This window comes from Mesorhizobium sp. P2_F8, from assembly GCF_056403655.1.
Genome location: NZ_JBFUFB010000002.1, coordinates 124,442 through 150,531, shown reverse-complemented (window position 1 = coordinate 150,531; position 26,090 = coordinate 124,442). Strand labels below are relative to the sequence as shown.

The following is a 26,090-nucleotide window of genomic DNA, read 5'->3' as shown; positions in this document are numbered from 1 at the left end:
TGTCTCGAAACAGCTTCAAACCTCGAAATAACTCGGCCCGTCGAGGTCGGCGATCAACCCCGGCTGCGTCGGCTGCCATCCCAGCGCCTGCCTGGTCTGCTCGCTGGAAGCAGGCCAATCCATGCCGAAGAAGTGGCCGAGGAAGCCGAAATGGTCGGCTGCTTCCTCGCGGTTTTTGGAGACCACCGGCAGGTTCAACCGGCGGCCGATGATCTCGGCGATCTCCCGCGTCGGCACACCCTGGTCGGCAACGCCGTGGTATCTGGCTCCTCCGGCGCCCTTCTCGAGCGCCAGCCTGAAGAGGGTTGCGGCGTCCAACCGGTGCACTGCAGGCCAGCGGTTCGCTCCATCGCCAAGATAGGCCGAAACGCCTTTTTTACGCGCGATCGTGATCAGCATCGGAACGAAGCCATGATCGCCGTCGCCGTGGACCGAGGGCGAAAGACGCACGGTCGAGGCGCACACTCCGCGTGCCGCCAGCGCTTCGGCTGTGACTTCCGAGGCGCGGGGATAGGAAGCGGATGGAGGAACAGGCGCGTCGTTCTCACTCGCCACGTGACCGGCCGGCGTCAGCAGTGCCAGCCCGGAGGTGACGAGCAAGGGCCGCTCGGAACCTTCGAGTTCCGTCCCGAGCGTCTCGATGGCGCGCCGGTCCGCTTCGCAATTCGCCGCGAATTTCGAGAAGTCATGGTTGAAGGCGGTGTGGATGACGCCATCCGAAAGGGCCGCTCCACTGCGCAGGCTCTCCAGGTCCTCGATATCGCCGCGATGCACCCCGGCGCCCGCAGCGACGATCGACCTCGCACCTGCATCCGAACGGACGAGGCCAAGCACCTGATGGCCCGCTCCAACGAGCTCCCGCACAACCGCTGAACCGACAAAACCGGTGGCACCGGTGACAAATATACGCATCGCGATTTCTCCTTTGTTTGCTCAAGGGCCGTATGGACAGCCCGTTGCCGAAGGAGATACGGGATTGAGGAAATACGATCTATGCTGTAAGGTCCGTATTATCTTCGCAATCGTCCGGAATGCTCATGGATCCGCTCTCAGATGTGCTGTCGCTGCTGAAGCCGCGCAATTACCTGTCCGCCGGGCTGGAGGCCGGTGGCGACTGGTCGATCCAGTTCCCCGACCAGCAGGCAGCCATCAAATGCGGTGCCGTGGTATCCGGCCAATGCTGGCTGTCCGTGGAGGGCGTCGCGGATGCGGTGCGGCTGGAGACGGGTGACTGTTTCCTGCTGCCGCGCGGGCGTCCTTTCCGCCTTGCCAGCGACATGGAGCTGCCATCGGTCGATGCCCGCACCATCTTTTCCCCCGCCCGCACCGGTGGCATCACCTCGCACAATGGCGGCGGCGATTTCCTTCTCGTCAGCAGCCGCTTTGCCCTATCCGGGGACAATGCCGGCATCCTGTTGCGGATGCTGCCGCCGATCGTCCGCATCCGCAGCGACTCCGATCATTCGGCGCTGCGCTGGCCGGTGGAGCGGATGATGAAGGAATTGCGCGAGAGGCGGCCGGGTGGCTTTCTCATCGTCGAGCATCTCGCCCACATGATCCTGATCGAGGCCTTGCGCCTGCATATGGCCGAGGGCTTGCGGGGCGGCGTCGGCTGGCTGTTTGCGCTGGCCGACAAACAGATCGGCGCGGCGATCGGCGCGATGCACGAAGACCCGGCGCATGGCTGGACACTGCAGGCGCTGGCCGAGCACGCCGGCATGTCGCGATCGACCTTTGCGCTGAAATTCAAGGCGATGGTCGGCGCTTCCCCCATGGACTACCTGACTCGCTGGCGCATGCTCTTGGCCGGCGACAGGCTGGCGAGTTCCAGCGATCCTGTTTCCGTCATTGCACTGTCGCTCGGCTACGAATCGGAAAGCGCCTTCAGCACCGCCTTCAAGCGGGTGATGGGCTGTTCGCCGCGCCAACACAGCCGTGGCCGGCCACCGGCTTCCGCCCCGCCTGGCGAGGAGATCATCCTTACCAGCCAGCCCGAGCCGGTCGCGGGCTGAAGGGCCGCGCATAACGCCGAGATCATGGACTTTCCAATCGAAGCGCAGCGCTTGGCCGACGTATGCCTTCGCCGCTGTCACGCGCACCGCGCATGTAGCCGCGCGGCGAGGCGCCCAGCATGCGCTTGAACATGGTGATGAAGGCCGGCACGCTGTCATAGCCGAGATCGAGTGCCACCCTGGTGATTGGTTCCCCGTCGGCCAGCCTTGGCAGTGCTGCGAACAGGCAGGCCTGCTGCCGCCACGTCGACAGCGACAGGCCGGTCTGACGCTGGAAGGCGCGGGTGAAGGAACGGCGGCTCATACCGGCGGCATCAGCCCATTCGTCGATCGTCGCATGCGGCGAAGGGGCCGCTACGAAACGCCGGCAGAGTGCCGCCAGCCTGGGATCGGACGGGAACGGCAGGCCGAGCGGCCGTTCCGGCAGGGTCGGGATTTCATGCAGCAGGAGATTCATGATCAGCCCGCCACGGCCTTCCAGCACGCCGCCCTGCGGCAGCTTCTCGGACTCCACGATCAGGCTGTGCATCAGGTCGGTGACGCCGACCACGCGCAAGCCTTCCGGCAGCCCCGGAATAGCCTGCGGCATGACATAGACCGAACGCATCGAGACATCGCCCAGCATCTCGACCGAATGCTCGGTGCCGGCCGGAATCCACATCGCATGATCAGGCGGTACCATCCAGCGCCCATGCCGCGTCGTCACCAGCACGACGCCGACCAGCGCGTGCAGCAGCTGGTTGCGGCTGTGGCGGTGTTGCGGCACATGGTAGCCGTCGGGATATTCGGTCGGCAGCGCCACCGCCGGCCCGACTGCTTGCTCCAGCCACAGCCAGCGGCGCTCGTGCAATTGCTCGAGGTTGGCATTGCCCGCGTGAAAGATTTCCCTGCCGTGCGGCATTGGGTATGGCCCACTTGCGAAACTATTGGACCAAACCACGAAAGAAGTCGCGCCGCAAGCAGCTTATAAGGCAACCGTCCTAGTGCGGTCTGCAGGAGCGTCCGCCAGAGCTGCCCGCGGGCGTGCCCGCCAAAAAGACCACGGAGCCTACCTTGACCGATACGACAGCCGCCAGCGTCGCGCCACCAGCGACCGTCAGTCACGCTTCAGCCCAGGCAACGGCCTTCACCGTCATCCTGGCGGTGAGCTTCTGCCACTGCATCAACGACATCATGCAGTCGCTGCTATCGGCCATCTATCCCTTGCTGAAAGAGAATTACGGCCTCGACTTCTGGCAGATCGGTCTCCTGACCTTCACCTTTCAGGTGACCGCATCGCTGCTGCAGCCGGTGATCGGCATGGTCACCGACAAGCGGCCGATGCCCTATTCGCTGCCTTATGGCATGGCGTCGTCGCTGATCGGCCTGGTCGTGCTCGCCTATGCCGGGCACTATTCGCTGCTGTTGATCGGCGCCTCGCTGATCGGCATCGGCTCGGCGATCTTCCATCCGGAATCCTCGCGCATCGCCCGCTTTGCGTCGGGCGGCCGCTTTGGCCTTGCGCAGTCGCTGTTCCAGGTCGGCGGCAATTTCGGCCAGTCGATGGGGCCGCTGCTGGCTGCCTTCATCGTCGTGCCGTTCGGCCAGACCAGCATCTCATGGTTCGCCGTCGGTTCACTGATCGGCATCATCGTGCTGTGGCAGGTCGGCGGCTGGTACAGCCGCCTGCGTGCCGCACAGGGCAACCGCAAGACGGCAACCTTCGTCTCGCCCTTCCCGCGCCGCAAGGTGATGAATGCATTGATCGTGTTGACCTTGCTGGTGTTGAGCAAGAACGCCTACATCGCCAGCCTCGCCAGCTACTACACCTTCTATTCCATCCATAAATTCGGCGTTTCCGTGCAGATGTCGCAGGTCATGCTGTTCCTGTTCCTCGGCTCCTCGGCACTCGGCATCCTGCTTGGCGGCCCGTTCGGCGACCGCTACGGGCAGAAGGCGATGATCTGGTTCTCGATCGTCGGCGTGCTGCCCTTCACGCTGGCCCTGCCCTACGCCAACCTCGAATGGACGATGGTGCTGACTGTGCTGATCGGCCTGATCCTGTCGTCGGCCTTCTCCAACATCGTCGTCTTTGCGCAGGAGCTGGTGCCGGGACGTGTCGGCATGATTGCCGGCATCTTCTTCGGCTTCGCCTTCGGCATGGGCGGCATCGCGGCCGCCGTGCTTGGCGTTGTCGCCGACATGAAGGGCATCGAGTTCGTCTTCCAGATCTGCTCGTATCTGCCACTGCTCGGCCTGCTGACGGTGTTCCTACCGAACATGCGGGAAGCCAGGAAGGCGGAGGCGGCGATCAGCTGATATCAGCCAGTCTTCAGGATTTTGACGTGAGGGCGTGGCAGCAGCCACGCCCTCAATGATTCTTTCGTCATTCGCGGGATATAGGCCTGTTGTTGTTCGAAACACGTGCAACAAATGGCGCCAACGGCAAGGCTGGGTCAGCGGACGCTTTCACGTTGAAAATAAAGTACCGGGCTCGGCGCAACTGATCAGTGCGCAGCGCTCCGCGTCAGGAAAGGCAATCTGTTATGTCCAGGCTTAAAGACAAGGTCGCGCTGATTACGGGTGGCACCAGCGGCATCGGCCTGGTGACGGCGCAACGTTTCATTGAGGAAGGCGCGCGCGTCGCCATTACCGGCACCAATGCGGGCCGTCTCGAGGAGGCGCGCAACATCTTGGGCAGCGATGTGCTTGTCATCGCCTCCGACGCCGGAGATGCCGCCGCCCAAAGCGACATTGCCGGGCGGATCGGCGAAACCTTCGGCAAGCTCGACGCTCTCTTCCTCAACGCCGGCATCGCCGATCTGCGGCCGCTTGGCGACTGGACCGAGGCAGCGTTCGACAGGAGCATCGATGTCGACCTCAAGGGACCGTACTTCCTAGTCAAGGCGCTCGTTCCCCTGTTTTCGAACCCGTCATCAATCATCCTCAGCGGCTCGGTCAACGCGCATATGGGAATGGCAGGAACGCATGTCTATTCGCTGGCCAAGGCTGGCATGATTTCGCTGGCGCGGACGCTGTCGGGCGAACTGATAGGGCGCGGCATTCGCGCCAATGTAATCAGCCCGGGCCCGATCGACACACCGCTCAATGACAAACTTGGGCTGGATCCGGCAGCGGCGAAGGCCCGTGCGAAAGCGGTGGTCGGCCTGGTCCCCGCGGGCCGTTTCGGAACCGCCGAGGAAATTGCCAATGCGGTGGTGTTTCTAGCCTCGGACGAATGCCCGTTCATGGTCGGTGCGGAAATGCTGATCGACGGCGGCTTGAGCATCGCCTGAGATCGACAGGGCCTTAGCACCCGCCAGATGGCGGGTGCTTTTGTCTGTGACGTCGAAATATCCTATGCCTTGAAGAAGGCCAGCAGGTCGGCGTTGATGATGTCGGCATGGGTCGTGGCCATGCCATGCGGGAAGCCCTTGTAGACCTTGAGCTCGCCCTTCTTCAGCAGCTTGATGCTCAGCAGTGCCGAGTCGGCGATTGGGACGATCTGGTCGTCGTCACCGTGCATCACCAGCACCGGCACGTCGATAGTCTTCAGGTCCTCGGTAAAGTCGGTTTCCGAGAAGGCCTTGATGCAATCATAGTGTGCCTTGGTGCCACCCATCATGCCCTGGCGCCACCAATTGTCGATGACACCTTGCGAGACTTCCGCGCCCGGACGGTTGAACCCGTAGAACGGGCCAGCCGGAACGTCGCGGAAGAACTGGGCGCGGTTGGCTGCCTGGGCGGAGCGGAAACCATCGAAAACCTCACTCGGCAGGCCACCGGGATTGGCCGGAGTCTTGAGCATGATCGGCGGCACCGCGCCGATCAGCACCGCCTTGGCGACACGACCACCCGAACCATATTGGGCGACGTACCGCGCCACCTCGCCGCCGCCGGTCGAGTGGCCGACATGGATGGCGTCCTTGAGGTCCAGATGCGCCGCCAGTGCCGCGACATCGGCGGCATAGGTGTCCATCTCGTTGCCGATGTCCGTCTGGGTCGAGCGGCCATGGCCGCGACGATCATGGGCAATGACGCGGTAGCCCTTGGACAGGAAGAACAGCATCTGGGCGTCCCAGTCGTCGCTGCTCAATGGCCAGCCGTGATGGAAGACGATGGGCTGACCGGTTCCCCAGTCCTTGTAGTAGATCTGCGTTCCGTCCTTGGTGGTGATTGTGCCGCTGCCGGTGCTGGGCTTGGATTGCGAGGCCTGGTTCATCTCAATCTTCCTTCGATCGTTGTCGCGATAAACAATATCGCGATGTCCACATGCCTAGCGTAGCCCAAACCGCTTGTCCATGGAAATATGTATCGCGATATCATTTTTCGTGGTACAGACTTGGTGCCTGTCTTGGCAAGAAGGAATCCGCCGTGCCTCTCCCGTTGGACAATCAGCTCTGTTTCACGCTCTACGCCACCAGCATGGCGATCAATCGTACCTACAAGCCGATGCTGGACGAGATGGGCATCACTTATCCGCAATATCTCGTGCTCAATGCGCTGGCAGAGGCCGATGGCATGTCGGTCGGCACTATCGCGCACCGGCTCGCCTTGGAATCAAGCACAGTCACACCGCTGGTGAAGCGGATGGAACAGGCTGGGCTGGTGAGGCGCCAGCGCAGCCAGGTCGACGAGCGCCAGGTGCAGGTCGACCTGACCGCAACCGGGCGCGCGCTGCTTGTCCGGTGCAACTGCCTGAATGAGACCTTGATCGAGCGCTCGGGCATGACGCTGGCACAGCTTGACGCCTTGAACCGGCAGATTCAGGCGCTGCGCGACGCGTTGACCGGCGACAGATAGCCAGCCGCCAAACAGCGGTCTAAGCCAAAAACCGCAGTGCCGCCGCCGGGCACGGCTATCATGCGGACTTAAGCACAGTGAAAGGGCGTTTGCGGAGCGTCCGCTTTGCCTGGAAACTTGCGGCGGGAGCGGGACGGCCGACATGGAAGCCCTGGACCTTGTCTATGCCGAATTCGCGCATAAGGGCCATCTGCTCGTCCGTTTCCACCCCTTCGACCAGGATTTTGTGGCCGCGATTTCGGACCAGGGTAATAATGTCCTGGAGCATTGCCTTGCCGTTCGGGGCGCTGCAGTCGTGCAGAAACGAGCGGTCGATCTTCACCGTGTCGAAATCGATGAGACGAAGCCACGAGAGGCCCGCGAAGCCCGTCCCAAAATCATCGAGCCATATCTTGATGCCGAGCAGCTTCAGGTCGCTGATGCAGCGAAGAATGTCCGAGTGCATCTCCATTTCCAGGCCTTCGGTGATTTCGAAGGCCAGCCTGCTGCCGGCGACGCCGGTCTCGCCCAAAATGGTAGCGACGGACGTTGCGAAGCCAGGTGTCTTGAGCTGAATTGGAGAGACGTTGACACTGACGACGCGGACGTGGTCGTCCGCCAGAAGCTCGGAGCACACCGTCCTTATTGCCCAGCGCCCGAGTTCCAGGATCGCGCCGGTTCGTTCCGCAACGGGAATGAAAAGGCTCGGCGGAACCGACGTACCGTCCAGCATTCTGAGGCGCATCAGAGCCTCTACGGCTTCGACCCGGCCCGATTTGACATCCTGGATAGGTTGATAAACGAGCGAAACGAGATTCTGGCCGATCGCGATCTTCAGCAAGGCCGCGATGTTCTCACTTTCGTCGCTGCTCTGGGGATCGGTCGGATCGAACAGCCGAGCGCAATTTCGACCACCGGCTTTTGCCAGATAGAGCGCGCGGTCGGCTTCGTGGATGATTTTCTCCAGCTTGGCGCCAGTCTGCGTCCTGGTGAATGCAGCGCCAACGCTCACTGTCACAATCGAGACGCCGTCTCGCCGCAGCTCGTGGGTAAGCGCCAGGCCCTCCACCGTACTGCAAATGGCTTCCGCCAGATCCATGATCTGTTCTTTTCTCTCCACGCGAGCCAGGACAATGAATTCTTCCCCGCCATAGCGACCGATCGAGCCACTATACTGCTTGATCATTTCGCTAAGGGCATTGGCGACATGGATCAGGCAGCGGTCGCCTTCCTGATGGCCGTAGCAGTCATTGAACTTTTTGAAGAAGTCCACGTCGATGAGGATCGCCCCAAAACTGGTACCAACCCGTTGCCAATCGCTCCAGTAATCCCGCAGTTTTTCGTCGATCGCCCGCCGATTTTCGAGACCCGTAAGCGGATCGGTCCGCGACAGTCTCAGCAGGGCCTTGCCTCGTTCGGTCGCCTCGTTGTGCTGAATTTTGGCTTCCAGGGCGTTCAGGAAGACGTTGTAGCGCTCCTCATTCAGTTTCCAGTTCACATATGAGGTGAATGTGAAGCAGGAAATGTAGAAGGTCCCAAACACCAACTTGTATGTTAGCGTGGAAGGCACAAAGTAGTTTACGACATACAATATGCATAGGATTATAGTTGAAGTTATAATAGAAACTTTGAATCTGAACGTAAAGAAGAGATTGGCACTCATCATGAAGATGGTGCCGAAGACCATATAATAAGAGACGCTTTCCTTGTCCGCACCCATAACCGCTGGGGACAACCAGCCGACATAGCCAAAGATAATGGCCCCGGCGCAAGTGATGTCGAGCCATTCCGTCCCGACGCCATGGCGAAGCTGCATTTCCAGGATCAAAAGCGCGGTCAGTCCGACCGCGAAGCGCGCCGTGATCGTGTAGGCGGCCACATCCGGGATCAGCAGCAGGTCAGTTGCCGAAAACAGCACATAGATGGCAACGGCCATCCAAAGCCCGGGCCTGGCTTCCCCTCTTCGCGTCACCTGGGCTTCCGTCCGGTAAAGGCTGCGAAGCTCGTCGGACGCCAGTTCGTAACGCGGTTCGTACGGTTCCGCATCAGCCGCATCGGCAAATACGGATGCCACGCGTTCGTCCATCACAACGAACCCCGTTTGAAGGGGATCTTGTATGCCGAACTCATCTCTAGCTTCTGCCCTCACGCAGGCCGGCTCCTTGGACGCGACGCGATTGCGACGCCGGGCCAACAAATGCAATCGAGCAAGACAAGTTTCCGTTAACTCGAACGAGGAATCGGCCCCAGAAGCGGCCTAACGAATGAACATGGTTTGCGGGAAATTAATCATACCGATAAAATGCGCCCGACCCGCCATTGGCAAATGGAGCATTCTACGCAATAAGTTAACTGACTGTTAACTATGGAGTGATGGGTTGCAAACCGTGTTTGATGGCAAAAGCCTGATTACTGCCAAGATGATCGCCAGCAGTCTCCGTCGAGGAACGATCGAGCATCATGGCGAAGAGTTCGAAAACGCTCGCGCGGAGCTGGCGCTCATTCTCAGCGCGACACAGCAGCAAATCGAACAACGAAAAGACCCTGCCGAGATCATTCGTCGCCTGATGTCGCACCTCAACGCGACGCGTTCCAAGGTGCATCCCGACGTTTGGCAAGCATTGATACCGGTGGTGCAGGGCCACCCGGTCCTGGAGTATTTTCTCGAGGATCCCCTGACACGGTGGTCCTTCAGCAAGCCCAGGGGGTATTCTGGCGACGCGGAGTTGCTCGACTACATCTATTGTGATCCGCACGTGGCCGAGAGCGTGGCAAACGCCTCGGAGACCGGCAAGTCGCTCTATACCCATACCCAGGACGTGCCGTCGTGCGTCGCGGCCCGGGAACGACGCGATCTTTTGACCCGATATGTCGACGAGGCTGCGGCCAAGAACGGACCGCAAACCGAGGTCCTGGCGATCGCGGCCGGCCATTTGCGTGAGGCCAATCGCTCAGTCGCCCTGGCGGAGGGCCGTCTCAAGCGCTGGGTTGCGCTCGATCAGGATCCCCAGAGCGTTGGATTGATTTCGCGCGACTTCCAGGGCACCGCGATCGAAGCCATCGACGGCTCGGTGCGCACCGTGCTCACGAGGGGCCACAAGCTGGGCCAGTTCGACTTGATCTACGCCTCAGGCCTTTACGACTACCTTGCGCACAACGTTGCCGTGAAACTCACGAAGACCTGCCTGCAGATGTTGAAGCCGAACGGGACATTCCTGTTCGCGAACTACGCGGAGGGCAATCCTGACGCCGGGTACCGCGAGACGTTCATGGACTGGGTGTTGCTGCTGCGCTCGGAAGTCGACATGTGGAACATCGTCAATGCCAGCGTCGACCGCAACACCGTCGAGGCCAAGGTGTTCTTTGGCGAGAACCGCAACGTGCTGTACGCCGTCATCGAAAAGCGCGGCTAGCCTTTGGCTTGCACCTCCGGCCACCTTCCGCTATAGAGCCGCCACCCGCGTAGACACCCTTGGAGGCAACGCGGCGGAAAGCCGCCTCACCCGGCGGCTTTCGACGTTTACGGCCAAGCACGTTGCCGGCCGCGAACGCTCCAGAACAAATCGAAAGGAAATGCCATGAGCCACGACACTTACGAGCTCAAGGCCGAAGCACGCGAACAGGTCGGTAAGGGGTCCGCCCGTGCAGTTCGCCGCAACGGTAAAGTGCCTGCAGTAATTTATGGTGACAAGCAGCCTCCCCTGGCCATCGCGCTCACCTACAAGGACATCTACTACAAGATCCATGGCGGCGGGTTTCTGACCACGATCGCCACGATCGATGTCGACGGCAAGAAGATCCAGGTCCTGCCGAAGGACTTCCAGCTCGACCCGGTCAAGGATTTCCCTGTCCATGTCGACTTCCTGCGCATCGGCAAGGACACCGAGGTCAATGTCGACGTGCCTGTCCACTTCATCAACGAGGACAAGTCGCCCGGCATCAAGCGCGGCGGCGTGCTCAACATCGTGCGTCACGAAGTCGAGTTCCACTGCCCGGCCAATGCGATCCCGGAATTCATCACCGTCGATCTCACCGGCGCCGACATCGGCGACTCGATCCACATCTCGGCGGTCAAGCTGCCGGCCGGTGTGAAGCCTGTCATCTCCGACCGCGACTTCACCATCGCGACCATTGCCGGTTCGTCGGCGATGAAGCCTGAGACGGAAGTCACGGCTGAAGTGGCGACCCCTGAAGCGGCCCCTGCCGCCGAAGAGAAGTAACTCTTTCACGCCCGGAGCAGGCGATGCTGCTGTTTGCAGGTCTCGGCAATCCGGGCGCGAAATACGCCAACAACCGGCACAATGTCGGCTTCATGGCGGCGGACGCAATCGCCCGCCGCCATTCCTTTTCGCCCTGGTCGAAGAAATTCCAGGGCCTGATTAGCGAAGGCACGCTTGGCGGCGAAAAGATCGTCCTGATCAAGCCGCAGACCTTCATGAACCTGTCCGGCCAGTCGGTCGGCGAAGCGCTGCGCTTCTACAAGCTCGAGCTTTCCGCGCTCACCGTCTTCTACGACGAGATCGACCTTGCCGAGGGCAAGCTGCGCATCAAGACCGGCGGCGGCGCCGGCGGCCATAACGGCATCCGCTCGATCGACGGCCATGTCGGCAACGCCTATCGCCGCGTGCGCATCGGCGTCGGCCATCCCGGCGTCAAGGAAATGGTCCAGCATCACGTGCTCGGCGATTTCGCCAAGACCGACCGCGAATGGCTGGAACCGCTGCTCGACGCGATCGCCGACAACGCCGCCATGATCGTCAAGGGCGACGAATCCGGCTTCATGAACAAGGCCAGCCTCGCCGTCCAGGGTAAGGCCGCGCCGGAGCCGGAAAAGCAGGCGCCAAAGCAGCCGGCGCCCAAGCAGCAAAGTCACGTCCGCCAGGCTCGCCCGCAACAGCCGGCAGTCAAGCTGCCGGAAAGCGGCCCGATGGCCGCGATGCTGAAGAAACTCTTCGGCAAGGAGTGAACGCCGCAGGAGCGTGCGGCGTTACAGGGCTTGACGTTGATCACCCCTATCGCCCATAGCCCTGATCAAATTTCGATTTCCCGATAGGACCGGACAAAATGGGTTTCAAATGCGGCATCGTTGGCTTGCCCAATGTCGGCAAGTCGACGCTTTTCAACGCGCTGACCAGGACGGCGGCGGCGCAGGCCGCCAACTATCCGTTCTGCACCATCGAACCGAACACCGGCGAGGTGGCGGTGCCCGATCCGCGCCTGCAGAAGATCGCGGCGATCGCCAAGTCCAAGGAGATCATCCCGACCCGCATCTCCTTCGTCGACATTGCCGGCCTGGTGCGCGGCGCCTCGAAGGGCGAAGGCCTGGGCAACCAGTTCCTCGCCAACATCCGCGAGGTCGACGCAATCGTGCACGTGCTGCGCTGCTTCGAGGATGACGACATCACCCATGTCGAGGGCCGCATCGACCCCGTCGCCGACGCCGAGACGGTCGAGACCGAGCTGATGCTCGCCGATCTCGACAGCCTCGAGCGGCGCATCGTGCAGATCCGCAAGCGCGCCGGCAGCAAGGACAAGGAAGCGACGACCGTGCTGCCGCTGATGGAGGCGGCGCTCGAGCTGCTGCAGGCCGGCAAGCCGACCCGCATCCTGCTCAAGGGTATTTCGGCGGACGACCTGCGCATCCTGCAGGGGCTGAACCTTCTGACCTCGCATCCCGTGCTCTATGTCTGCAATGTCGCCGAGGCCGACGCCGCCACCGGCAACGAGCACACAAGGGCCGTGGAAAGGATGGCCACCGCGCAAGGCGCCAGCACAGTGGTGATCTCGGCCGCGATCGAAGCGGAAGTCGCCCAGCTGTCGGACGAGGAGGAGATGGAATTCCTGTCCTCGCTCGGCCTCGACGAACCCGGCCTGAACAAGGTCATCCGCGCCGGCTACGAGCTGTTGCAGCTGATCACCTATTTCACCGCCGGTCCCAAGGAAACGCGCGCCTGGACCGTGCACAAGGGCGCCAAGGCACCGCAGGCGGCAGGCGTCATCCACACCGATTTCGAGCGCGGCTTCATCCGCGCCCAGACCATCGCCTACAACGACTTCATCACGCTGGGCGGCGAAGTGGCGGCAAAGGAAGCCGGCAAGGCGCGCGACGAAGGCAAGGAATATGTCGTGCAGGACGGCGACGTCCTGCTGTTCAAGTTCAACACCTGATTTTGTGAAGGTCACGCCTGGCGCCAAGCCCTTCCGGTACCGGCATCTCTAAGAGTTCTTCGCAGCCGCCGGAGTCATTCGCCCGCCAGTTGCTTGTCTTGATTTTGTCACGCCACAGGACTAAGCGGCAGGTGCACGCGCCGGACCGCCGTGCCATCCGACACGAGCTTCAATCCGAACGCACCCTTTGGCCCCAACAAGGGAGACCCGGCGATGATCAAGGCCTTCGTCGTGGACAATGACCGCCTGCGCGTCATCGACGATCTCCTGGCAAACGGCGAGAACGTCGTCTGGGCCGACCTGCTCAACCCGACCAGGGAAGAGGAAGTGGCGATCGAAAGCTGGCTCGGCGTCGCCATTCCGACGCGCGAGGAGATGGAGGAGATCGAGATTTCGAGCCGCCTCTATGTCGAGGACGGCGCCTACTTCATGACCGCCACCCTGCCCGCCCAGACCGAGGTCGACGATCCCCTGATGTCGCCGGTCACCTTTGTGCTCGCCGGCTCCCGACTGATCACCGTGCGCTATCACGAACCGAAGGCATTCAAGACCTTTCCGCAGCGCGCCGAAAAGGTGGCAACCGGCTGCACCAGCGGCGACACCATTCTGATCGGGTTGCTGGAGGCGATCGTCGATCGCCTCGCCGACATCCTGGAGCGTGCCGGCCGCGACATCGAGGCGATTTCGCGCGATATCTTCGAGGCGCGGTCGACCAAGGTTTCCAAGCGCAATCGCGATTTCCAGGAACTCCTGAAAGCCATCGGCCGCAAGGAGGACATCGCCTCCTCGATCCGCGACAGCCTCATCTCGCTGCAGCGCCTGGCCGGTTTCTTCGCCCACGCCTCGACCCGGACCAAGATGAGCAAGGACACCAAGGCGCGCATCAAGACGCTGTCGCGCGACGTGCTGTCGCTCGCCGACCACGCCACGTTCCTGTCGCAGAAGATCAGCTTCCTGCTCGATGCCACGCTCGGCATGATCTCGATCGAGCAGAACGCCATCATCAAGATCTTCTCGGTCGCCGCCGTCATCTTCCTGCCGCCGACGCTGGTGGCTTCGATCTATGGCATGAATTTCGACATCATCCCCGAGCTCAAATGGCAGCTCGGATATCCCTTCGCGATCGGCCTGATGATCCTGTCGGCGATCCTGCCCTTCTGGTATTTCCGCCGCCGTGGCTGGCTTTGACCCGTCCGCCAAAGACCATGTGGCCGTGACGTGGCGCTATAGAAATCTCTTGACCAAACGGTGGCCTGCCTGCATCCGGAAACCCCGATCCGAAATCGTGGGTCTATGAACCGGATTCCAGACCATGACCGCAAAAACCTGGGCCTATGAGGACTTCGTCGAGGGCGCCTTGTTCGACCTCGGCAGCAAGCAAGTGAGCGCCGCCGAAATCATCGAATTCGCCAGCGAATTCGACGCGCAGCCCATGCATCTCGATGAGGAGGCCGGCAAGGCGAGCATCCTCGGCGGCCTCTCCGCTTCGGRCTGGCATACCTCAGCCATGTTCATGCGCATGCTGTGCGATGCTTTCCTGCTCGACTCCACCTGCCAGGGATCGCCCGGCGTCGATCAGGTGAAATGGAAGAAGCCAGTGCTGGCCGGTGACACGCTGACAGGAAGCCTGGTGGTTCTCACCAAGCGCCTGTCGCGGTCGAAGCCGCAGCTCGGCTTCGTCACCATGCGCAGCGAACTGCTCAACCAGCGCGGCGAAAGCGTCTTCGAGCTCGAAAACTCCGTCATGTTCCTCACGCGCGACGCCGCCGGGAGCGCAGCATGACACTGGACGAATTCTTCCGCATCGGCACCACCGTTACGCTCGGCTCGCACACATTCGAGCCAGAGGCGATCAAGGCGTTCGCCAGGAAATACGACCCGCAGATTTTCCATATCGACGAGGAAGCAGCCAAGAAGAGCGTGCTCGGCGGGCTCTGCGCGTCGGGCTGGCACACGGCCGCGACCTGGATGAAACTCAATCTGGCAAGCAGCATGGACGCCGAGATCGCTGCGTGGAGCGGGCCCGGCCCGGTGCCGGAATTCGGCCCCTCGCCTGGCTTTAAGAACCTGAAATGGCTGAAGCCGGTCTATGCCGGGCAAACGATCACCTTCACGCGTACGGCACTTTCCCACCGGCCGATCGCCTCACGCCCCGGCTGGCGGCTGCTGGCGTTGCGTTGCGAGGCCTTCGATTCGACCAGCGACAAGGTGCTGGAGTTCGAAAGCGCAGTGCTGGTGAAGGTGGAGTAAGCCCGGCGCTTCTTCCGTTCTCCCGCCTGTGGGAGAAGACGTCGGTGCTCCCTGGAACACCCCTCATCCGACCGAGCTTCGCTCGGCCACCTTCTCCCACAAGGGGAGAAGGCAAGAGGTCCCCTCAATGCCCCTCGAATCCGATCAGCGTCCTCACCGGCACGCCGAGCGCTTCGAGCTTGGCGCGGCCGCCAAGATCCGGCAGGTCGATGACGAAGCAGGCTGCAAGGATGTCGGCGCCGATCTGCCGCAGCAGCTTGACCGCCGCTTCCGCGGTGCCGCCGGTGGCGATCAGATCGTCGACCAGGATCACCTTCTCGCCCGGAGAAACGCCGTCCTTGTGCATCTCCATCTCGTCGAGCCCGTATTCAAGGCTGTAGGCGACGCGCACGGTCTCGAACGGCAGCTTGCCCTTCTTGCGGATCGGCACGAAACCGGCCGAGAGCTGATGGGCGACGGCGCCGCCAAGGATGAAACCCCGCGCCTCGATGCCGGCGATCTTGTCGATCTTCTGGCCGGCATAGGGATGCACCAGCTCGTCGATGGCGCGGCGGAAGGCGCGCGCATTGCCGAGCAGCGTGGTGATGTCGCGAAACAGAATGCCGGGCTTGGGATAATCCGGAATGGTACGGATCGCGGCAAGCAGTGAGTCTTCGAGGGAGGATTTCATGGGTCGAGATTACCTGAAACGGAGATTCTTGCGCGACAATTGTTCGATCGAACTGCAGCCCATCAGCTTCATGCCGCGTTCGATCTCGACCCGCATCTGTTCGAGCGCCCGTTCGACGCCCGGCTGGCCGGCCGCCGCGAGCGGGAACAGATAGTAGCGGCCGACGCCGACCGCCTTGGCGCCGAGCGACAGCGCCTTCAGCACATGAGTGCCGCGCTGCACGCCGCCATCCATGATGACGTCGATCTTGTCGCCGACCGCGTCGACGATCTCGGCAAGCTGGTCGAACGCCGCTCGCGAGCCATCCAGCTGCCGGCCGCCATGGTTCGACAGCACGATGCCGCTGCAGCCGATCTCGACGGCGCGTTTGGCGTCCTCCACCGACATGACGCCCTTGAGGCAGAACGGACCCGACCACAGCCTGACCATCTCGGCGACATCGTCCCAGGTCATCGACGGGTCGAGCATTTCGGTGAAGTAACGGCTGATCGACATGGTGCCGCCGCCCATGTCGACATGCTCGTCCAGCTGCGGCAGCTTGAACCCCTCATGGGTGAAATAATTGATTGCCCAGGCCGGCTTGATCGCGAACTGCAGCATTCCGGCCAGGTTGAGCTTGAAGGGGATGGCAAAGCCGGTGCGTTTGTCGCGTTCGCGATTCCCCCCGGTGATGCTGTCGACGGTCAGCATCATCACCTCGACGCCGACCTCCTTTGCCCGCTGCATCATCGCCCTATTGAGGCCGCGATCCCGATGGAAATAGAACTGGTAGACCTGCGGGCCGCTGCTGATCCCGCGCGCCTCCTCGAGGCTGACGGTGCCAAGCGAGGAGACGCCGAACATCGTGCCGTATTTGGCCGCGGCCTTGGCGACCGCGCGCTCGCCCTGATGATGGAACAGCCGCTGCAAGGCGGTCGGCGAACAATAGACCGGCATCGCCAGCTTTTGACCCATCACCGTCACCGACATGTCGATCTCGCTGACGCCGCGCAGGACGTTGGGAACCAGGTCGCAGGTCTCGAAGCTTTCGGTGTTGCGGCGATAGGTGACCTCGTCGTCCGCCGCGCCGTCGATATAGTCGAAGATCGGCCCCGGCAGCCGCCGTTGCGCCATGCGGCGGAAATCGGAAAAATTGTGACAGTCGCTGAGCCGCATCGTTGATTTCCAGACGTCGTATCGGGGCAATCGCTTCGCCGCCGTTTGGTGCGTCGAATATCAACCTGTTGTCTCCGTGCCAACGGCCTAATTTCCCGAGCAGTCTCACGAGCTACAACCGCGCGCGCAAAAAGGGGCGCCCGAAGCGCCCCTTTCGTCGAAAACCGGCAACTGGCGAAAGATTACATGCCGAGGTCGGAACGAAGCTCGGCCTTGGCCACGTCGTATTCGGCCTTGAAGTCGTCCCGGTTGAGCAGGACGGCGGCGATTACGCTGCCGGAAATCTTGCCCATTTCAACATCGGACGCGTAGTGGATACCGCCGACCTCGCGATTGTGGGCGTATTCAGCCGCACGCGCCATGATCTCGGCGCGCTTTTCCGGAACCATGTCGGACAGGATGATGCCCATCATGGTGCCGACGGTGGCGTGGCCGGAAGGCCACGAACCGGAGCTGGACAGCTTGACGGCGGGCTTGACGAGGTCGCTGAGCTGGTGCGGACGCGGGCGCTTCCAAATATCCTTGGCCGGATCGACGACGGCGCCTTCGGTGGCCACCACGCGATCGAAGAAAGCACTGAATTTCGGCAGCGTTTCCTTGTTGAACTTCGGCCCCATGACATTGGCGAAGCGCCAGACATTCTCCTCGGCGTCGGCAACAGCGCTGGCCACCATTTCGGGCGTGCGCGTCACCTGCAGCGTCAGCACCTCGCCAAGTTCGGCCTTGGTCTGCGCCGAGTCGTTTGCGGGCGGCGGCGGCAGGATCATCGTCAGGTCGACATCCTTGTTGGTGACGAAGGGCTGGGCGTCTTCCGCTTGCGCGGCCGAGCCGACGATGAGCAGCAGAAGGCCTGCCGCGAGCGATGCGTATCTTGTCATGGGTGCGATCCTTTGATGAGAGCGGCACAGGATCGCGAGATGCGGTGACGGCCATGTGACACCACAGGCCTCCCCAAATACAAAAGGGCGCCTTCCGGCGCCCTTTTTTGATCGTTGGGCTGTGCGCGGTTTAGTGCGCCACGCCTTCCCAAACCTTGCGCTTGGTGAGATAGACCAGCGCGCCGAACAAAAGCAGGAACACCAGCACGCGGAAGCCGGTCTTCTTGCGGTCTTCCATATGCGGCTCGGCCGCCCACATCAGGAAGGCAGAGACGTCGCGGGAATACTGGTCGATGGTCTGCGGCGCGCCGTCGTCATAGGTCACCTGGCCGTCGGACAGCGGCTTGGGCATCTTCAGCGACACGCCCGACATGAAGTACGGATTGTAGTGGGTGCCCTCCGGGATGACCATTCCGGCCGGCGGCGTCTGGTCGTAGCCCGTCAGCAGCGAATGGATGTAGTCGGGGCCGCCCGCGGCATACTGCGTGAAGATATCGAAGACGAATCGCGGGAAGCCGCGCTCGACACCGCGCGCCTTGGCCAGCAGCGACATGTCGGGCGGAGCGGCACCGCCATTCGAGGCAGCGGCGGCTTCCTCGTTGGCGAATGGCGGCGGGAAGTGGTCGGACGGCTTGCCGGGGCGGTCGAACATGTCGCCGGCGTCGTTCGGGCCGTCGTGGATGGTGTACTCGGCCGCCAGCGTCTTGATCTGCGCGTCCGAATAGCCGAGGTCCGACAGCGTGCGGAACGCCACCAAATTCATCGAATGGCAGGCCGAACAGACTTCCTTGTAGACCTTCAGGCCGCGCTGCAACTGAGCCTTGTCGTAGGTGCCGAACGGCCCGGCGAAGCTCCAGTCCATCTCCTTCGGCTCGTTGATCGGGAAATGCGTCGGTGCGGCTGCGTTGTGTGCCTCCTCGGCGGCGATCGCCCCGGTGCCAACAACCACGAGGCCAAGCAACGCCAGCGAGGTGAGAATCTTCTTCATGCCAAATCCCCTTAGATTCTCTACCCGCTCAGCCCTTGGTTTCCGGCGCGGCCGTAGCCCCCGCAGGATGATGACCGCCACCCTTGTTCTTCTCGAGCACCGCTTCAGTGATCGAATTCGGCAGCCGCCGCGGCGTCTCGATCAGGCCGAGCACCGGCAGCGCGACCAGGAAGAAGGCGAAGTAGAACAGTGTCGCCATCTGCGCCATAAACACGTAGCTGCCTTCCGCCGGCTGCGAGCCCAGCCAGCCGAGCAGGATGGCATCGGCCACGAACAGCCAGAAGAACAGCTTGTACCAGGGCCGGTACACCGCCGACCGCACCTTCGAGGTGTCAAGCCACGGCACCAGGAACAGCATGACGATGGCGCCGAACATGCAGATCACGCCGCCGAGCTTGGAATTGATCGGCCCGATGTTGAAAGTGATGGCGCGCAGGATCGCGTAGAACGGCAGGAAGTACCATTCAGGCACGATATGCGCCGGTGTCTTCAGCGGATTGGCCACGATGTAATTGTCGGGCGCCATAAGGAAATTCGGAATGTAGAAGACGAAATAGGCGAAGAAGAACAGGAACACGATCATGCCGAACGCGTCCTTGATGGTCGCGTAGGGGGTGAAGGCGACGGTGTCGGTCTTCGACTTGACCTCGATGCCGGTCGGATTCGACTGGCCGACGACATGCAGCGCCCAGACATGCAGCACGACGACGCCGGCGATCATGAACGGCAAGAGGTAGTGCAGCGCAAAGAAGCGGTTCAGTGTCGGGTTGTCGACGGCGAAGCCGCCGAGCAGCAGTTGCTGGATCCATTCGCCGACCAGCGGGATTGCGCTGAAGAAGCCGGTGATGACGGTGGCGCCCCAGAAGCTCATCTGGCCCCACGGCAGCACATACCCCATGAAGGCCGTCGCCATCATCAGGAGGTAGATGATACAGCCGAGGATCCACAGCAGCTCGCGCGGCGCCTTGTAGGAGCCGTAATAAAGGCCACGGAAGATGTGGATATAAACGGCCATAAAGAAGAACGAGGCGCCTGTGGCATGGAGATAGCGCAACAGCCAGCCCGAATTCACGTCGCGCATGATCTTCTCGACCGAATCGAAGGCGAGACTGGTGTCGGCCGCAAAGTGCATGGCCAGCACGATGCCAGTCAGCATCTGCGACACCAGCATGATCGCCAGGATACCGCCGAAGGTCCACGCATAGTTCAGGTTGCGCGGCACCGGATAGGCGATGAAACTGTCATAGACCATCCGCGGCAGCGGCATGCGGGCGTCGAACCAGCGTTCGATACCGGTCTTGGGCGTATAGGTCGAGTGTCCCTCGCTCATCGAAATATCCCCTGCCTCAACCGATAAGGATCTTGGTATCGGAAATGAACTTGAATACCGGCACTGCCATGTTCTCGGGCGCCGGGCCTTTGCGAATGCGGCCGGCCGTGTCGTATTGCGAACCGTGGCACGGGCAGAACCAGCCGCCGAATTCGCCTTCCTGGCCGAGCGGAATGCAGCCCAGATGCGTGCAGACCTGGACCATCACCATCCAGGCTTCCTTGCCGGGCGTGGTGCGGTTGGCGTCAGTCGCCGGCGCGTCGGCCGGAAGGTTCGCGTTGCGGGCGATCGGATCCTTGAGGTCTGTCAGCTTGACCGCCTCGCCGTCCTTCATCTCCTGCTCGGTGCGGTTGCGCACCACGACAGGCTTGCCACGCCATTTGACAATCAACGACATGCCCGGGGTCAGTGAAGCGACGTCGACCTCGACGGAAGCCAACGCCAGTGTCGAGGCGTCAGGGCGCATCTGGTCGATGAACGGCCATGCGAGGGCACCCGCGCCGACCACCGCGGCCATGCCGGTGGCGACATAGAGAAAATCACGACGGTTGGGATCCTGGGTGTCGGTTGCGCTCACGGGTGCCTGATCCTTTCGCCTATTCCGCGCCGGTGGCTGAGCCATGTTCCCCGCTCAATTGCGCCAACCCGACAGCGCATGGCGAACAGGCTTGCGAATTCCTCCGGCATTTGGACTTCGGTTTATGCGTGAAGCCCGTTTTTGTCCAGACGGGTGAAGGCACAAGGGCAGATTGTCGCGGGGACAAAATCCGTCCTCGGTCAGCGCGACGCCGGATGGCCGCCAAAGATCGCTAAACAACAGGGAAACAACCGCAATTCCGGGGTCGCCTCCACCTCGACACCGGACACCGGCCCGGTCTATCCTTGCCACCATGGCACACGTCATAGACCGCGACACATGGGCTGTTCGCTCTGACGGCTGGAAGGGCGAGCTGCAATGCGGCGCCTACGGCTCCAAGTCCTGCCTGATCTTCAACTATCTGCCAGATGTCGGCGGCGGCCCCCGGCTCCACACGCATCCCTACGCAGAGATCTTCATCATCCGCCAGGGCACCGGCCTGTTCACGGTCGGCGACCAGGAGGTCGAGGCCTTTGCCGGCCAGATCGTGATCGTTCCACCCAACACGCCGCACAAATTCACCAATCTCGGCCCGGGCCCGCTGGAGACCACCGACATCCACGAGAACGGCACCTTCATCACCGAATGGCTGGAATGACCATCATCCCGAAAGCGGGAACCAGTTTTCGCCGGAGGTCATGGTCGAACAAAAGAGCTATTTCGCGCCGAGCCTGACCAGAACCGCCTTCGGGATGTTGTATTCGCGAATGACGGCGTCATGCTTTCGCAATCCGCACAGTTCGCGCTGGATGAAATAGCCGTGCACCGCCTCTGCGGCCTCCTTGAGGAGACGGGGACGCAGGTTCTCATCGCCATTGTCGCGCAGCCTCGCCAGCGTTTCCTCGACCCGCTGACCGGCGCGGCCGAGTGCTGCCGCCTTCTCGGCGAGGATTTCATGGCCGAGCGCATCGAAGGCGGCTTCGGCAGCCGTGGTGCCGGCGAGATGAGATGGCGGATGCAGCGACATTTCAACCTCCTTTCCCAAAAATCATGCGGTGTGTGACGAATTCTTCGCCTATCACCGGCTGGAAGCCAAGCCGCTCATAGAACGCGAAGGCTTCTTGCGGCGCACGGGTGTTCAGCGCGGCAAAATGCTGACGCGCCCTTTCGATGACGGTCTCGACCATCATGYGGCCGAGGCCGGTGCGGCGGTGACGCGCGCTGACGAAAAGGTGCCGGACCCGGCCCTGGTCCCTGGTCTCGAAATAAGGATCGATGTTCAGCCCACACACGCCGGCGAGGTCGCGGCCATGCCATGTGCCGTACAGCGCCTCGCCCCGCTTCAGGAACTTGTTGCGGCCGCTTGCCCAGCCATCCGCCAGGCGCACCAGCATCCAGTAGCCCTCCAGCCGGCTCTCCTCCTTCAGCGCGTCGAAGGCCGGCGTGGTTGGCCGGAGCCGTTTGAGCACATAGCCGACCTCCGTCGATCCACCCATGCCTCACTCCGCCGCCCCCTTATTCCGCCGGTCGTGTCTCTTCGAGCACGCTTTCCTCGTGATAGAGGAAGCCGCCGGACTGCCGTGTCCACAGCCGCGCATAGAGCCCGTCGAGCGCTACCAGTTCGTCATGTGTGCCTTGTTCGACGATGCGGCCGCCGTCGAGCACCACCAGCCGGTCGAGCGCGGCGATGGTCGACAGCCGGTGGGCGATGGCGATGACCGTCTTGTCCTCCATCAGCAGCGTCAGATTCTCCTGGATCGCCGCCTCGATGTCCGAGTCCAGCGCCGACGTCGCCTCGTCGAGGATCAGGATCGGCGCGTCCTTGAGGAAGACGCGGGCTATTGCCACGCGCTGGCGCTGGCCGCCCGACAGTTTGACGCCGCGCTCGCCGACAAAGGCCTCGTAGCCGGCACGGTCCCGGTTGTCGCGAAGGCCCACGATGAACTCGTGCGCCTCGGCCTTCCTGGCTGCCGCGATCACCTCGGCATCGGTCGCGTCAGGCATGCCGAGTTTGATGTTGTCGCGCAGCGAACGGTGGAACAGTGCCGTGTCCTGGCTGACGACACCGATATTGGCACGCAGCGAATTCTGCGTCACACCAGCGACGTCCTGACCATCGATGGTGATGGATCCGCTTTCCAGATCGTAGAGCCGCAGGATCAGATTGGCGAGCGTCGTCTTGCCGGCGCCGGAGGGTCCAACCAGCCCGACCTTCTCACCCGGCCGCACGACAAGGTCGATGCCGTTGAGCACGCCGAATCCCTTGCCGTAGTGGAACTCGACATTCTTGACCTCGATGCGCCCACCGGCCACCACGAGTTCTTTTGCGCCGGGCGCATCGGTGAGGCCGAGCGGCTGCGAGACCAGCGCCTTGGAGTTTTCCAGCACACCGAGATTCCGCAAAATGCCGTTGAGCTGCATCATCACCCGGCCGAGCAGCATGTTGAGCCGCAGCACCAGCGACAGCGTGAAGGCAACCGCACCAACGGTAATCGAGCCTTCGAGCCACAGATAGACGGCGAAGCAGCCGATCGTCGTGATCATGATGCCCGACAGTGTCGTCAGCGCCATGCGCACGCCCGTCAGCCGGCGGGTGAACGGGCGCAGCGCGTCGAGATAGATGTCGAAGCCGTTCTTGATGTAGCGGTCGTCGCCATTGGCCGAGAACAGTTTCAGCGTCTGCACGTTGGAATAGGAATCGACGATGCGGCCGGTGATCATCGAGCCGGCTTCGGCGGTTTCCTCAGCGTGCTTGCGGATTGCCGGCAGATAGAGCTTGGCCAGCCAGCCGAAGGCGGAAATCCAGATCACCACCAGCACCGCCAGCCTGAGGTCCAGCCCGGCGACCAGCGCCAGCGTCGTCACCGTATAGACGATCATGAACCAGATGACCTCGATGAAGCTTTCCATCAGGTCGCCGGTGGCTTGGCCCGCCTGCCAGACCTTGGTGGCGATGCGGCCGGCGAAATCGTTCTGGAAGAAGGCGTAGGACTGGCGCGACACGTACCGGTGCGCCTGCCAGCGCACCAGATTGTAGAAGCCGGGCGTGATCGTCTGTTCGTCGACCAGCGCCGACAGGCCGACGACGATGGTGCGGATGACCAGCACCACCGCGATCATGAACACCAGTTCGGGGCCGGCGGCATTCCACAGCGCGTGCCAGCTGCGCTCGCCGGGAAGCTGGTCGAGAATGTCGACCAGCCGTCCGACGAAGTAGAACAGGCCGGCTTCGACCAGCGGTGCGATGCCGCCGATGAGTAGCATGGCGAAAAAGGCGAATTTCGCCTGGCCGACATAGTGCCAGAGAAAACCGCCGACGCTCGTCGGTGGCCGAAGATTCGCCGGCTCCCTGAACGGATAGACCCAGTTCTCGAACCAGCGATAGACGGCTGTCATCATGCGGCGGCCATCATTCTGCGGCTTGCCCCTTTGCGCGTGCGTCATTGGCGGCATCGGCCGGGCCGTCATCGAGCAGGAACCCGCCCGACTGACGCTGCCAGAGCTGCGCGTAGAGCCCGCCCCGGGCGACGAGTTCCTCGTGCGAACCTTCCTCGATGACGTGGCCCCTGTCCATCACCACCAGCCTGTCCATCGCCGCGATGGTCGACAGCCGGTGCGCGATGGCGATGACGGTCTTGCCTTGCATGAGCTTGTAGAGATTCTCCTGGATGGCCGCTTCAGCTTCGGAATCGAGCGCGGACGTCGCCTCGTCAAGGATAAGTATAGGTGCGTCCTTCAACATAACGCGAGCTATGGCGATGCGTTGCCGCTGGCCGCCGGACAATTTGACGCCGCGATCACCGACATGGGCGTCGAATCCTTTGCGGTCCTTGGCATCTGAAAGCCCGGAGATGAAGTCCAGCGCCTCGGCGCGCCGCGCCGCCTCGACGAGCAATTCGTCGCTGGCGTCAGGCCGGCCATAGAGGATGTTTTCACGCACCGAACGATGCAGCAGGGAGGTGTCCTGCGTGACCATGCCGATTTGGGCGCGCAGCGAATCCTGCGTCACGCCGGCGATCTCCTGGCCGTCGATCAGAATCCGGCCAGCTTCCAGGTCGTAGAAGCGCAGCAGGAGGTTGACCAGCGTCGACTTGCCGGCGCCCGAGCGGCCGACAATGCCGACCTTCTCCCCCGGCTTCACCGTCAGCGACAGGCCCTCGATGACACCTTTCTGCTTGCCATAGTGGAAACGGATGTCGTCGAAGCGGATCTCGCCCCTGGTGACGGCGATGTCCTTGGCCCCCGGCTGGTCCTCGACCAGACGCGGCAACGAGATCGAGGCGATGCCGTCCTGCACCGTGCCGATGTTCTCGAACAGGCCCGACATTTCCCACATGATCCACTGCGACATGCCCCACATCCGGAGCACCAGCCCGATGACCACGGCGACCGCGCCGATCGTCACCGCCTGCCCCAGCCACAGCCATAGCGACAGCGCGGTGACGGAGAACAGCAGCAGCGCGTTCAGGATATAGAGGACGCCAAACAGCACCGTCACCAGCCGCATCGACCGGTAGACCGTCTGGAGGAAGCCGGCCATACCCTCCTTGGCGAAGGATGCTTCGCGGCGTGCATGGCTGAACAGTTTGACGGTCTGGATGTTGCTGTAGCTGTCGACGACGCGGCCAGTCATGGTCGATCGGGCATTGGCCTGTTCTTCGCCAACCTTGCCCAGTCGCGGAATGAAATAGCGCAGCAGCAGGACATAGCCGACGAGCCAGACGACAAGCGGCGTTGCCAACCGCCAGTCGGCCGAGCCGACGATGAACAGCATGCCAAGGAAATAGACGATGACGTAGTTCAGCACATCGATCAGCTTGATGACGCATTCGCGCACGGCGAGCGCTGTCTGCATCAGCTTGGTGGCGATGCGGCCGGCGAACTCGTCCTGGTAGAAGCTCATCGATTGCTTGAGCAGGTAGCGGTGCACCTGCCAACGTATGCGCATGGGATAGTTACCCATCAGCGTCTGCTGGTTGAGCAGCGAATGGAGCCACACCGTTCCCGGCAGCGCGAACAGCACGATGAACGCCATGCCGGCGAGCTTCCAGGCTTCCGTCTGCAGGAAGGTTTCGCGATTCTGCCCCGACAGCCAGTCGACGATCCGGCCGAGGAAGCCGAACATCCACACTTCGGCGATGGCGATGGCCGTCACCAGCACCGCGTCAAGAAGGATGAAGGGCCAGGCCCCGCGTGTGTAATGCACGCAGAAGGCGACCAGCGTCTTGGGCGGCTCGACCGGTTCCGCTGCGGGGAACGGGTCGAGCCTTTTTTCAAACCAGCCGAACAACATAAGTCATG

26 protein-coding genes are annotated in these 26,090 nt (G+C 62.2%); 12 read left to right on the top strand and 14 right to left on the bottom strand.

All coding sequences use genetic code 11. The features are described 5' to 3' along the window. Nucleotides 1–15 precede the first annotated feature (15 nt). Entirely contained in the window at nt 16–912 is an 897-nt protein-coding gene (locus AC1DZP_RS04385; protein ID WP_477300348.1) for an SDR family oxidoreductase, read from the bottom strand. Nucleotides 913–1,037: 125 nt separating this feature from the next. Here AC1DZP_RS04385 and AC1DZP_RS04380 point away from each other — a divergent pair, with 125 nt between their 5' ends. Then, the gene (locus tag AC1DZP_RS04380; protein WP_477300346.1) at nt 1,038–2,012 is read left to right on the top strand and encodes an AraC family transcriptional regulator; all 975 of its coding nucleotides are present in this window, start codon (nt 1,038–1,040) and stop codon (nt 2,010–2,012) included. 22 nt (nt 2,013–2,034) lie between these two features. On the opposite strand, the gene AC1DZP_RS04375 is transcribed toward AC1DZP_RS04380, so the two are convergent. Continuing rightward, complete coding sequence (locus AC1DZP_RS04375; protein ID WP_457151548.1) at nt 2,035–2,913, bottom strand: AraC family transcriptional regulator; 879 nt, start codon at nt 2,911–2,913, stop codon at nt 2,035–2,037. 152 nt (nt 2,914–3,065) lie between these two features. Between AC1DZP_RS04375 and AC1DZP_RS04370 the strand changes: the two genes are divergently transcribed. Together AC1DZP_RS04370 and AC1DZP_RS04365 are read left to right on the top strand one after the other, a co-directional pair. Then, a complete protein-coding gene (locus AC1DZP_RS04370; RefSeq protein ID WP_457151549.1) occupies nt 3,066–4,310 on the top strand; it encodes an MFS transporter in 1,245 nt (414 codons plus the stop codon). 227 nt (nt 4,311–4,537) lie between these two features. Continuing rightward, complete coding sequence (locus AC1DZP_RS04365; protein ID WP_477228209.1) at nt 4,538–5,287, top strand: SDR family oxidoreductase; 750 nt, start codon at nt 4,538–4,540, stop codon at nt 5,285–5,287. A gap of 62 nt (nt 5,288–5,349) precedes the next feature. Here the strand turns inward: AC1DZP_RS04365 and AC1DZP_RS04360 are convergent, their stop codons facing one another. Then, nucleotides 5,350–6,213, bottom strand: coding sequence for an alpha/beta fold hydrolase (locus AC1DZP_RS04360; RefSeq protein WP_477300344.1), 864 nt, complete (start codon nt 6,211–6,213; stop codon nt 5,350–5,352). A gap of 152 nt (nt 6,214–6,365) precedes the next feature. Here AC1DZP_RS04360 and AC1DZP_RS04355 point away from each other — a divergent pair, with 152 nt between their 5' ends. Then, nucleotides 6,366–6,794, top strand: coding sequence for a MarR family winged helix-turn-helix transcriptional regulator (locus AC1DZP_RS04355; RefSeq protein WP_095091699.1), 429 nt, complete (start codon nt 6,366–6,368; stop codon nt 6,792–6,794). Nucleotides 6,795–6,852: 58 nt separating this feature from the next. On the opposite strand, the gene AC1DZP_RS04350 is transcribed toward AC1DZP_RS04355, so the two are convergent. Further along, nucleotides 6,853–8,859 carry a putative bifunctional diguanylate cyclase/phosphodiesterase gene (locus AC1DZP_RS04350; protein WP_095090858.1) on the bottom strand — a complete coding sequence of 669 codons (2,007 nt, stop codon included), beginning with the start codon at nt 8,857–8,859 and terminating at the stop codon, nt 6,853–6,855. Between the two features lie 292 nt (nt 8,860–9,151). On the opposite strand from AC1DZP_RS04350, the gene AC1DZP_RS04345 reads away from it, so the two are divergent. The 7 genes from AC1DZP_RS04345 (at nt 9,152) to AC1DZP_RS04315 (ending at nt 15,191) form a co-directional block, all read left to right on the top strand. Continuing rightward, nucleotides 9,152–10,186 (top strand): class I SAM-dependent methyltransferase, encoded by a 1,035-nt coding sequence (locus AC1DZP_RS04345; protein ID WP_477300342.1) that lies wholly within the window; start codon nt 9,152–9,154, stop codon nt 10,184–10,186. A 165-nt stretch (nt 10,187–10,351) separates the two neighbouring features. Beyond that, entirely contained in the window at nt 10,352–10,993 is a 642-nt protein-coding gene (locus AC1DZP_RS04340; RefSeq protein ID WP_184874668.1) for a 50S ribosomal protein L25/general stress protein Ctc, read from the top strand. Nucleotides 10,994–11,016: 23 nt separating this feature from the next. Next, entirely contained in the window at nt 11,017–11,739 is a 723-nt protein-coding gene (pth, locus tag AC1DZP_RS04335; protein ID WP_477300340.1) for an aminoacyl-tRNA hydrolase, read from the top strand. A gap of 98 nt (nt 11,740–11,837) precedes the next feature. Further along, nucleotides 11,838–12,941 carry a redox-regulated ATPase YchF gene (ychF, locus tag AC1DZP_RS04330; protein ID WP_477300337.1) on the top strand — a complete coding sequence of 368 codons (1,104 nt, stop codon included), beginning with the start codon at nt 11,838–11,840 and terminating at the stop codon, nt 12,939–12,941. 213 nt (nt 12,942–13,154) lie between these two features. Further along, complete coding sequence (corA, locus tag AC1DZP_RS04325; RefSeq protein WP_095090853.1) at nt 13,155–14,129, top strand: magnesium/cobalt transporter CorA; 975 nt, start codon at nt 13,155–13,157, stop codon at nt 14,127–14,129. Between the two features lie 124 nt (nt 14,130–14,253). Then, nucleotides 14,254–14,724: a MaoC family dehydratase gene (locus AC1DZP_RS04320; protein ID WP_477300335.1), complete on the top strand. Its 471-nt coding sequence runs from the start codon at nt 14,254–14,256 to the stop codon at nt 14,722–14,724. Further along, complete coding sequence (locus AC1DZP_RS04315; RefSeq protein ID WP_477300333.1) at nt 14,721–15,191, top strand: MaoC family dehydratase; 471 nt, start codon at nt 14,721–14,723, stop codon at nt 15,189–15,191. The genes AC1DZP_RS04320 and AC1DZP_RS04315 overlap by 4 nt, the downstream gene beginning before the upstream one ends. Nucleotides 15,192–15,315: 124 nt before the next feature. Here the strand turns inward: AC1DZP_RS04315 and AC1DZP_RS04310 are convergent, their stop codons facing one another. From AC1DZP_RS04310 to petA, 6 genes are all read right to left on the bottom strand, one after another. Beyond that, the gene (locus AC1DZP_RS04310; protein WP_095090850.1) at nt 15,316–15,861 is read right to left on the bottom strand and encodes an adenine phosphoribosyltransferase; all 546 of its coding nucleotides are present in this window, start codon (nt 15,859–15,861) and stop codon (nt 15,316–15,318) included. A gap of 9 nt (nt 15,862–15,870) precedes the next feature. Then, nucleotides 15,871–17,016 carry an alpha-hydroxy acid oxidase gene (locus tag AC1DZP_RS04305; protein WP_477300331.1) on the bottom strand — a complete coding sequence of 382 codons (1,146 nt, stop codon included), beginning with the start codon at nt 17,014–17,016 and terminating at the stop codon, nt 15,871–15,873. A gap of 182 nt (nt 17,017–17,198) precedes the next feature. Continuing rightward, nucleotides 17,199–17,894 (bottom strand): acid phosphatase, encoded by a 696-nt coding sequence (locus tag AC1DZP_RS04300; protein ID WP_477300329.1) that lies wholly within the window; start codon nt 17,892–17,894, stop codon nt 17,199–17,201. Between the two features lie 130 nt (nt 17,895–18,024). Then, complete coding sequence (locus AC1DZP_RS04295) at nt 18,025–18,882, bottom strand: cytochrome c1 (protein WP_477228217.1); 858 nt, start codon at nt 18,880–18,882, stop codon at nt 18,025–18,027. Between the two features lie 28 nt (nt 18,883–18,910). Continuing rightward, on the bottom strand, nt 18,911–20,212 hold the full coding sequence (locus AC1DZP_RS04290) for a cytochrome b (protein ID WP_477228218.1): 1,302 nt from the start codon (nt 20,210–20,212) through the stop codon (nt 18,911–18,913). A gap of 16 nt (nt 20,213–20,228) precedes the next feature. Beyond that, entirely contained in the window at nt 20,229–20,789 is a 561-nt protein-coding gene (gene petA / locus AC1DZP_RS04285) for a ubiquinol-cytochrome c reductase iron-sulfur subunit (protein ID WP_457154199.1), read from the bottom strand. 313 nt (nt 20,790–21,102) lie between these two features. Here petA and AC1DZP_RS04280 point away from each other — a divergent pair, with 313 nt between their 5' ends. Beyond that, nucleotides 21,103–21,447 (top strand): cupin domain-containing protein, encoded by a 345-nt coding sequence (locus AC1DZP_RS04280; RefSeq protein ID WP_477300327.1) that lies wholly within the window; start codon nt 21,103–21,105, stop codon nt 21,445–21,447. A 57-nt stretch (nt 21,448–21,504) separates the two neighbouring features. Here the strand turns inward: AC1DZP_RS04280 and AC1DZP_RS04275 are convergent, their stop codons facing one another. Genes AC1DZP_RS04275 through AC1DZP_RS04260 form a run of 4 tightly spaced genes read right to left on the bottom strand, consistent with a single transcriptional unit; the run spans nt 21,505 to nt 26,082 of the window. Continuing rightward, entirely contained in the window at nt 21,505–21,816 is a 312-nt protein-coding gene (locus AC1DZP_RS04275) for a DUF6665 family protein (RefSeq protein WP_477300325.1), read from the bottom strand. A gap of 1 nt (nt 21,817) precedes the next feature. Beyond that, on the bottom strand, nt 21,818–22,285 hold the full coding sequence (locus tag AC1DZP_RS04270) for a GNAT family N-acetyltransferase (protein ID WP_477300323.1): 468 nt from the start codon (nt 22,283–22,285) through the stop codon (nt 21,818–21,820). 19 nt (nt 22,286–22,304) lie between these two features. Beyond that, nucleotides 22,305–24,188, bottom strand: coding sequence for an ABC transporter ATP-binding protein (locus tag AC1DZP_RS04265; RefSeq protein WP_477301150.1), 1,884 nt, complete (start codon nt 24,186–24,188; stop codon nt 22,305–22,307). Nucleotides 24,189–24,198: 10 nt separating this feature from the next. After that, nucleotides 24,199–26,082, bottom strand: a complete 1,884-nt coding sequence (locus AC1DZP_RS04260; RefSeq protein ID WP_477300321.1) for an ABC transporter ATP-binding protein — start codon at nt 26,080–26,082, stop codon at nt 24,199–24,201. Between the last annotated feature and the right edge of the window lie 8 nt (nt 26,083–26,090).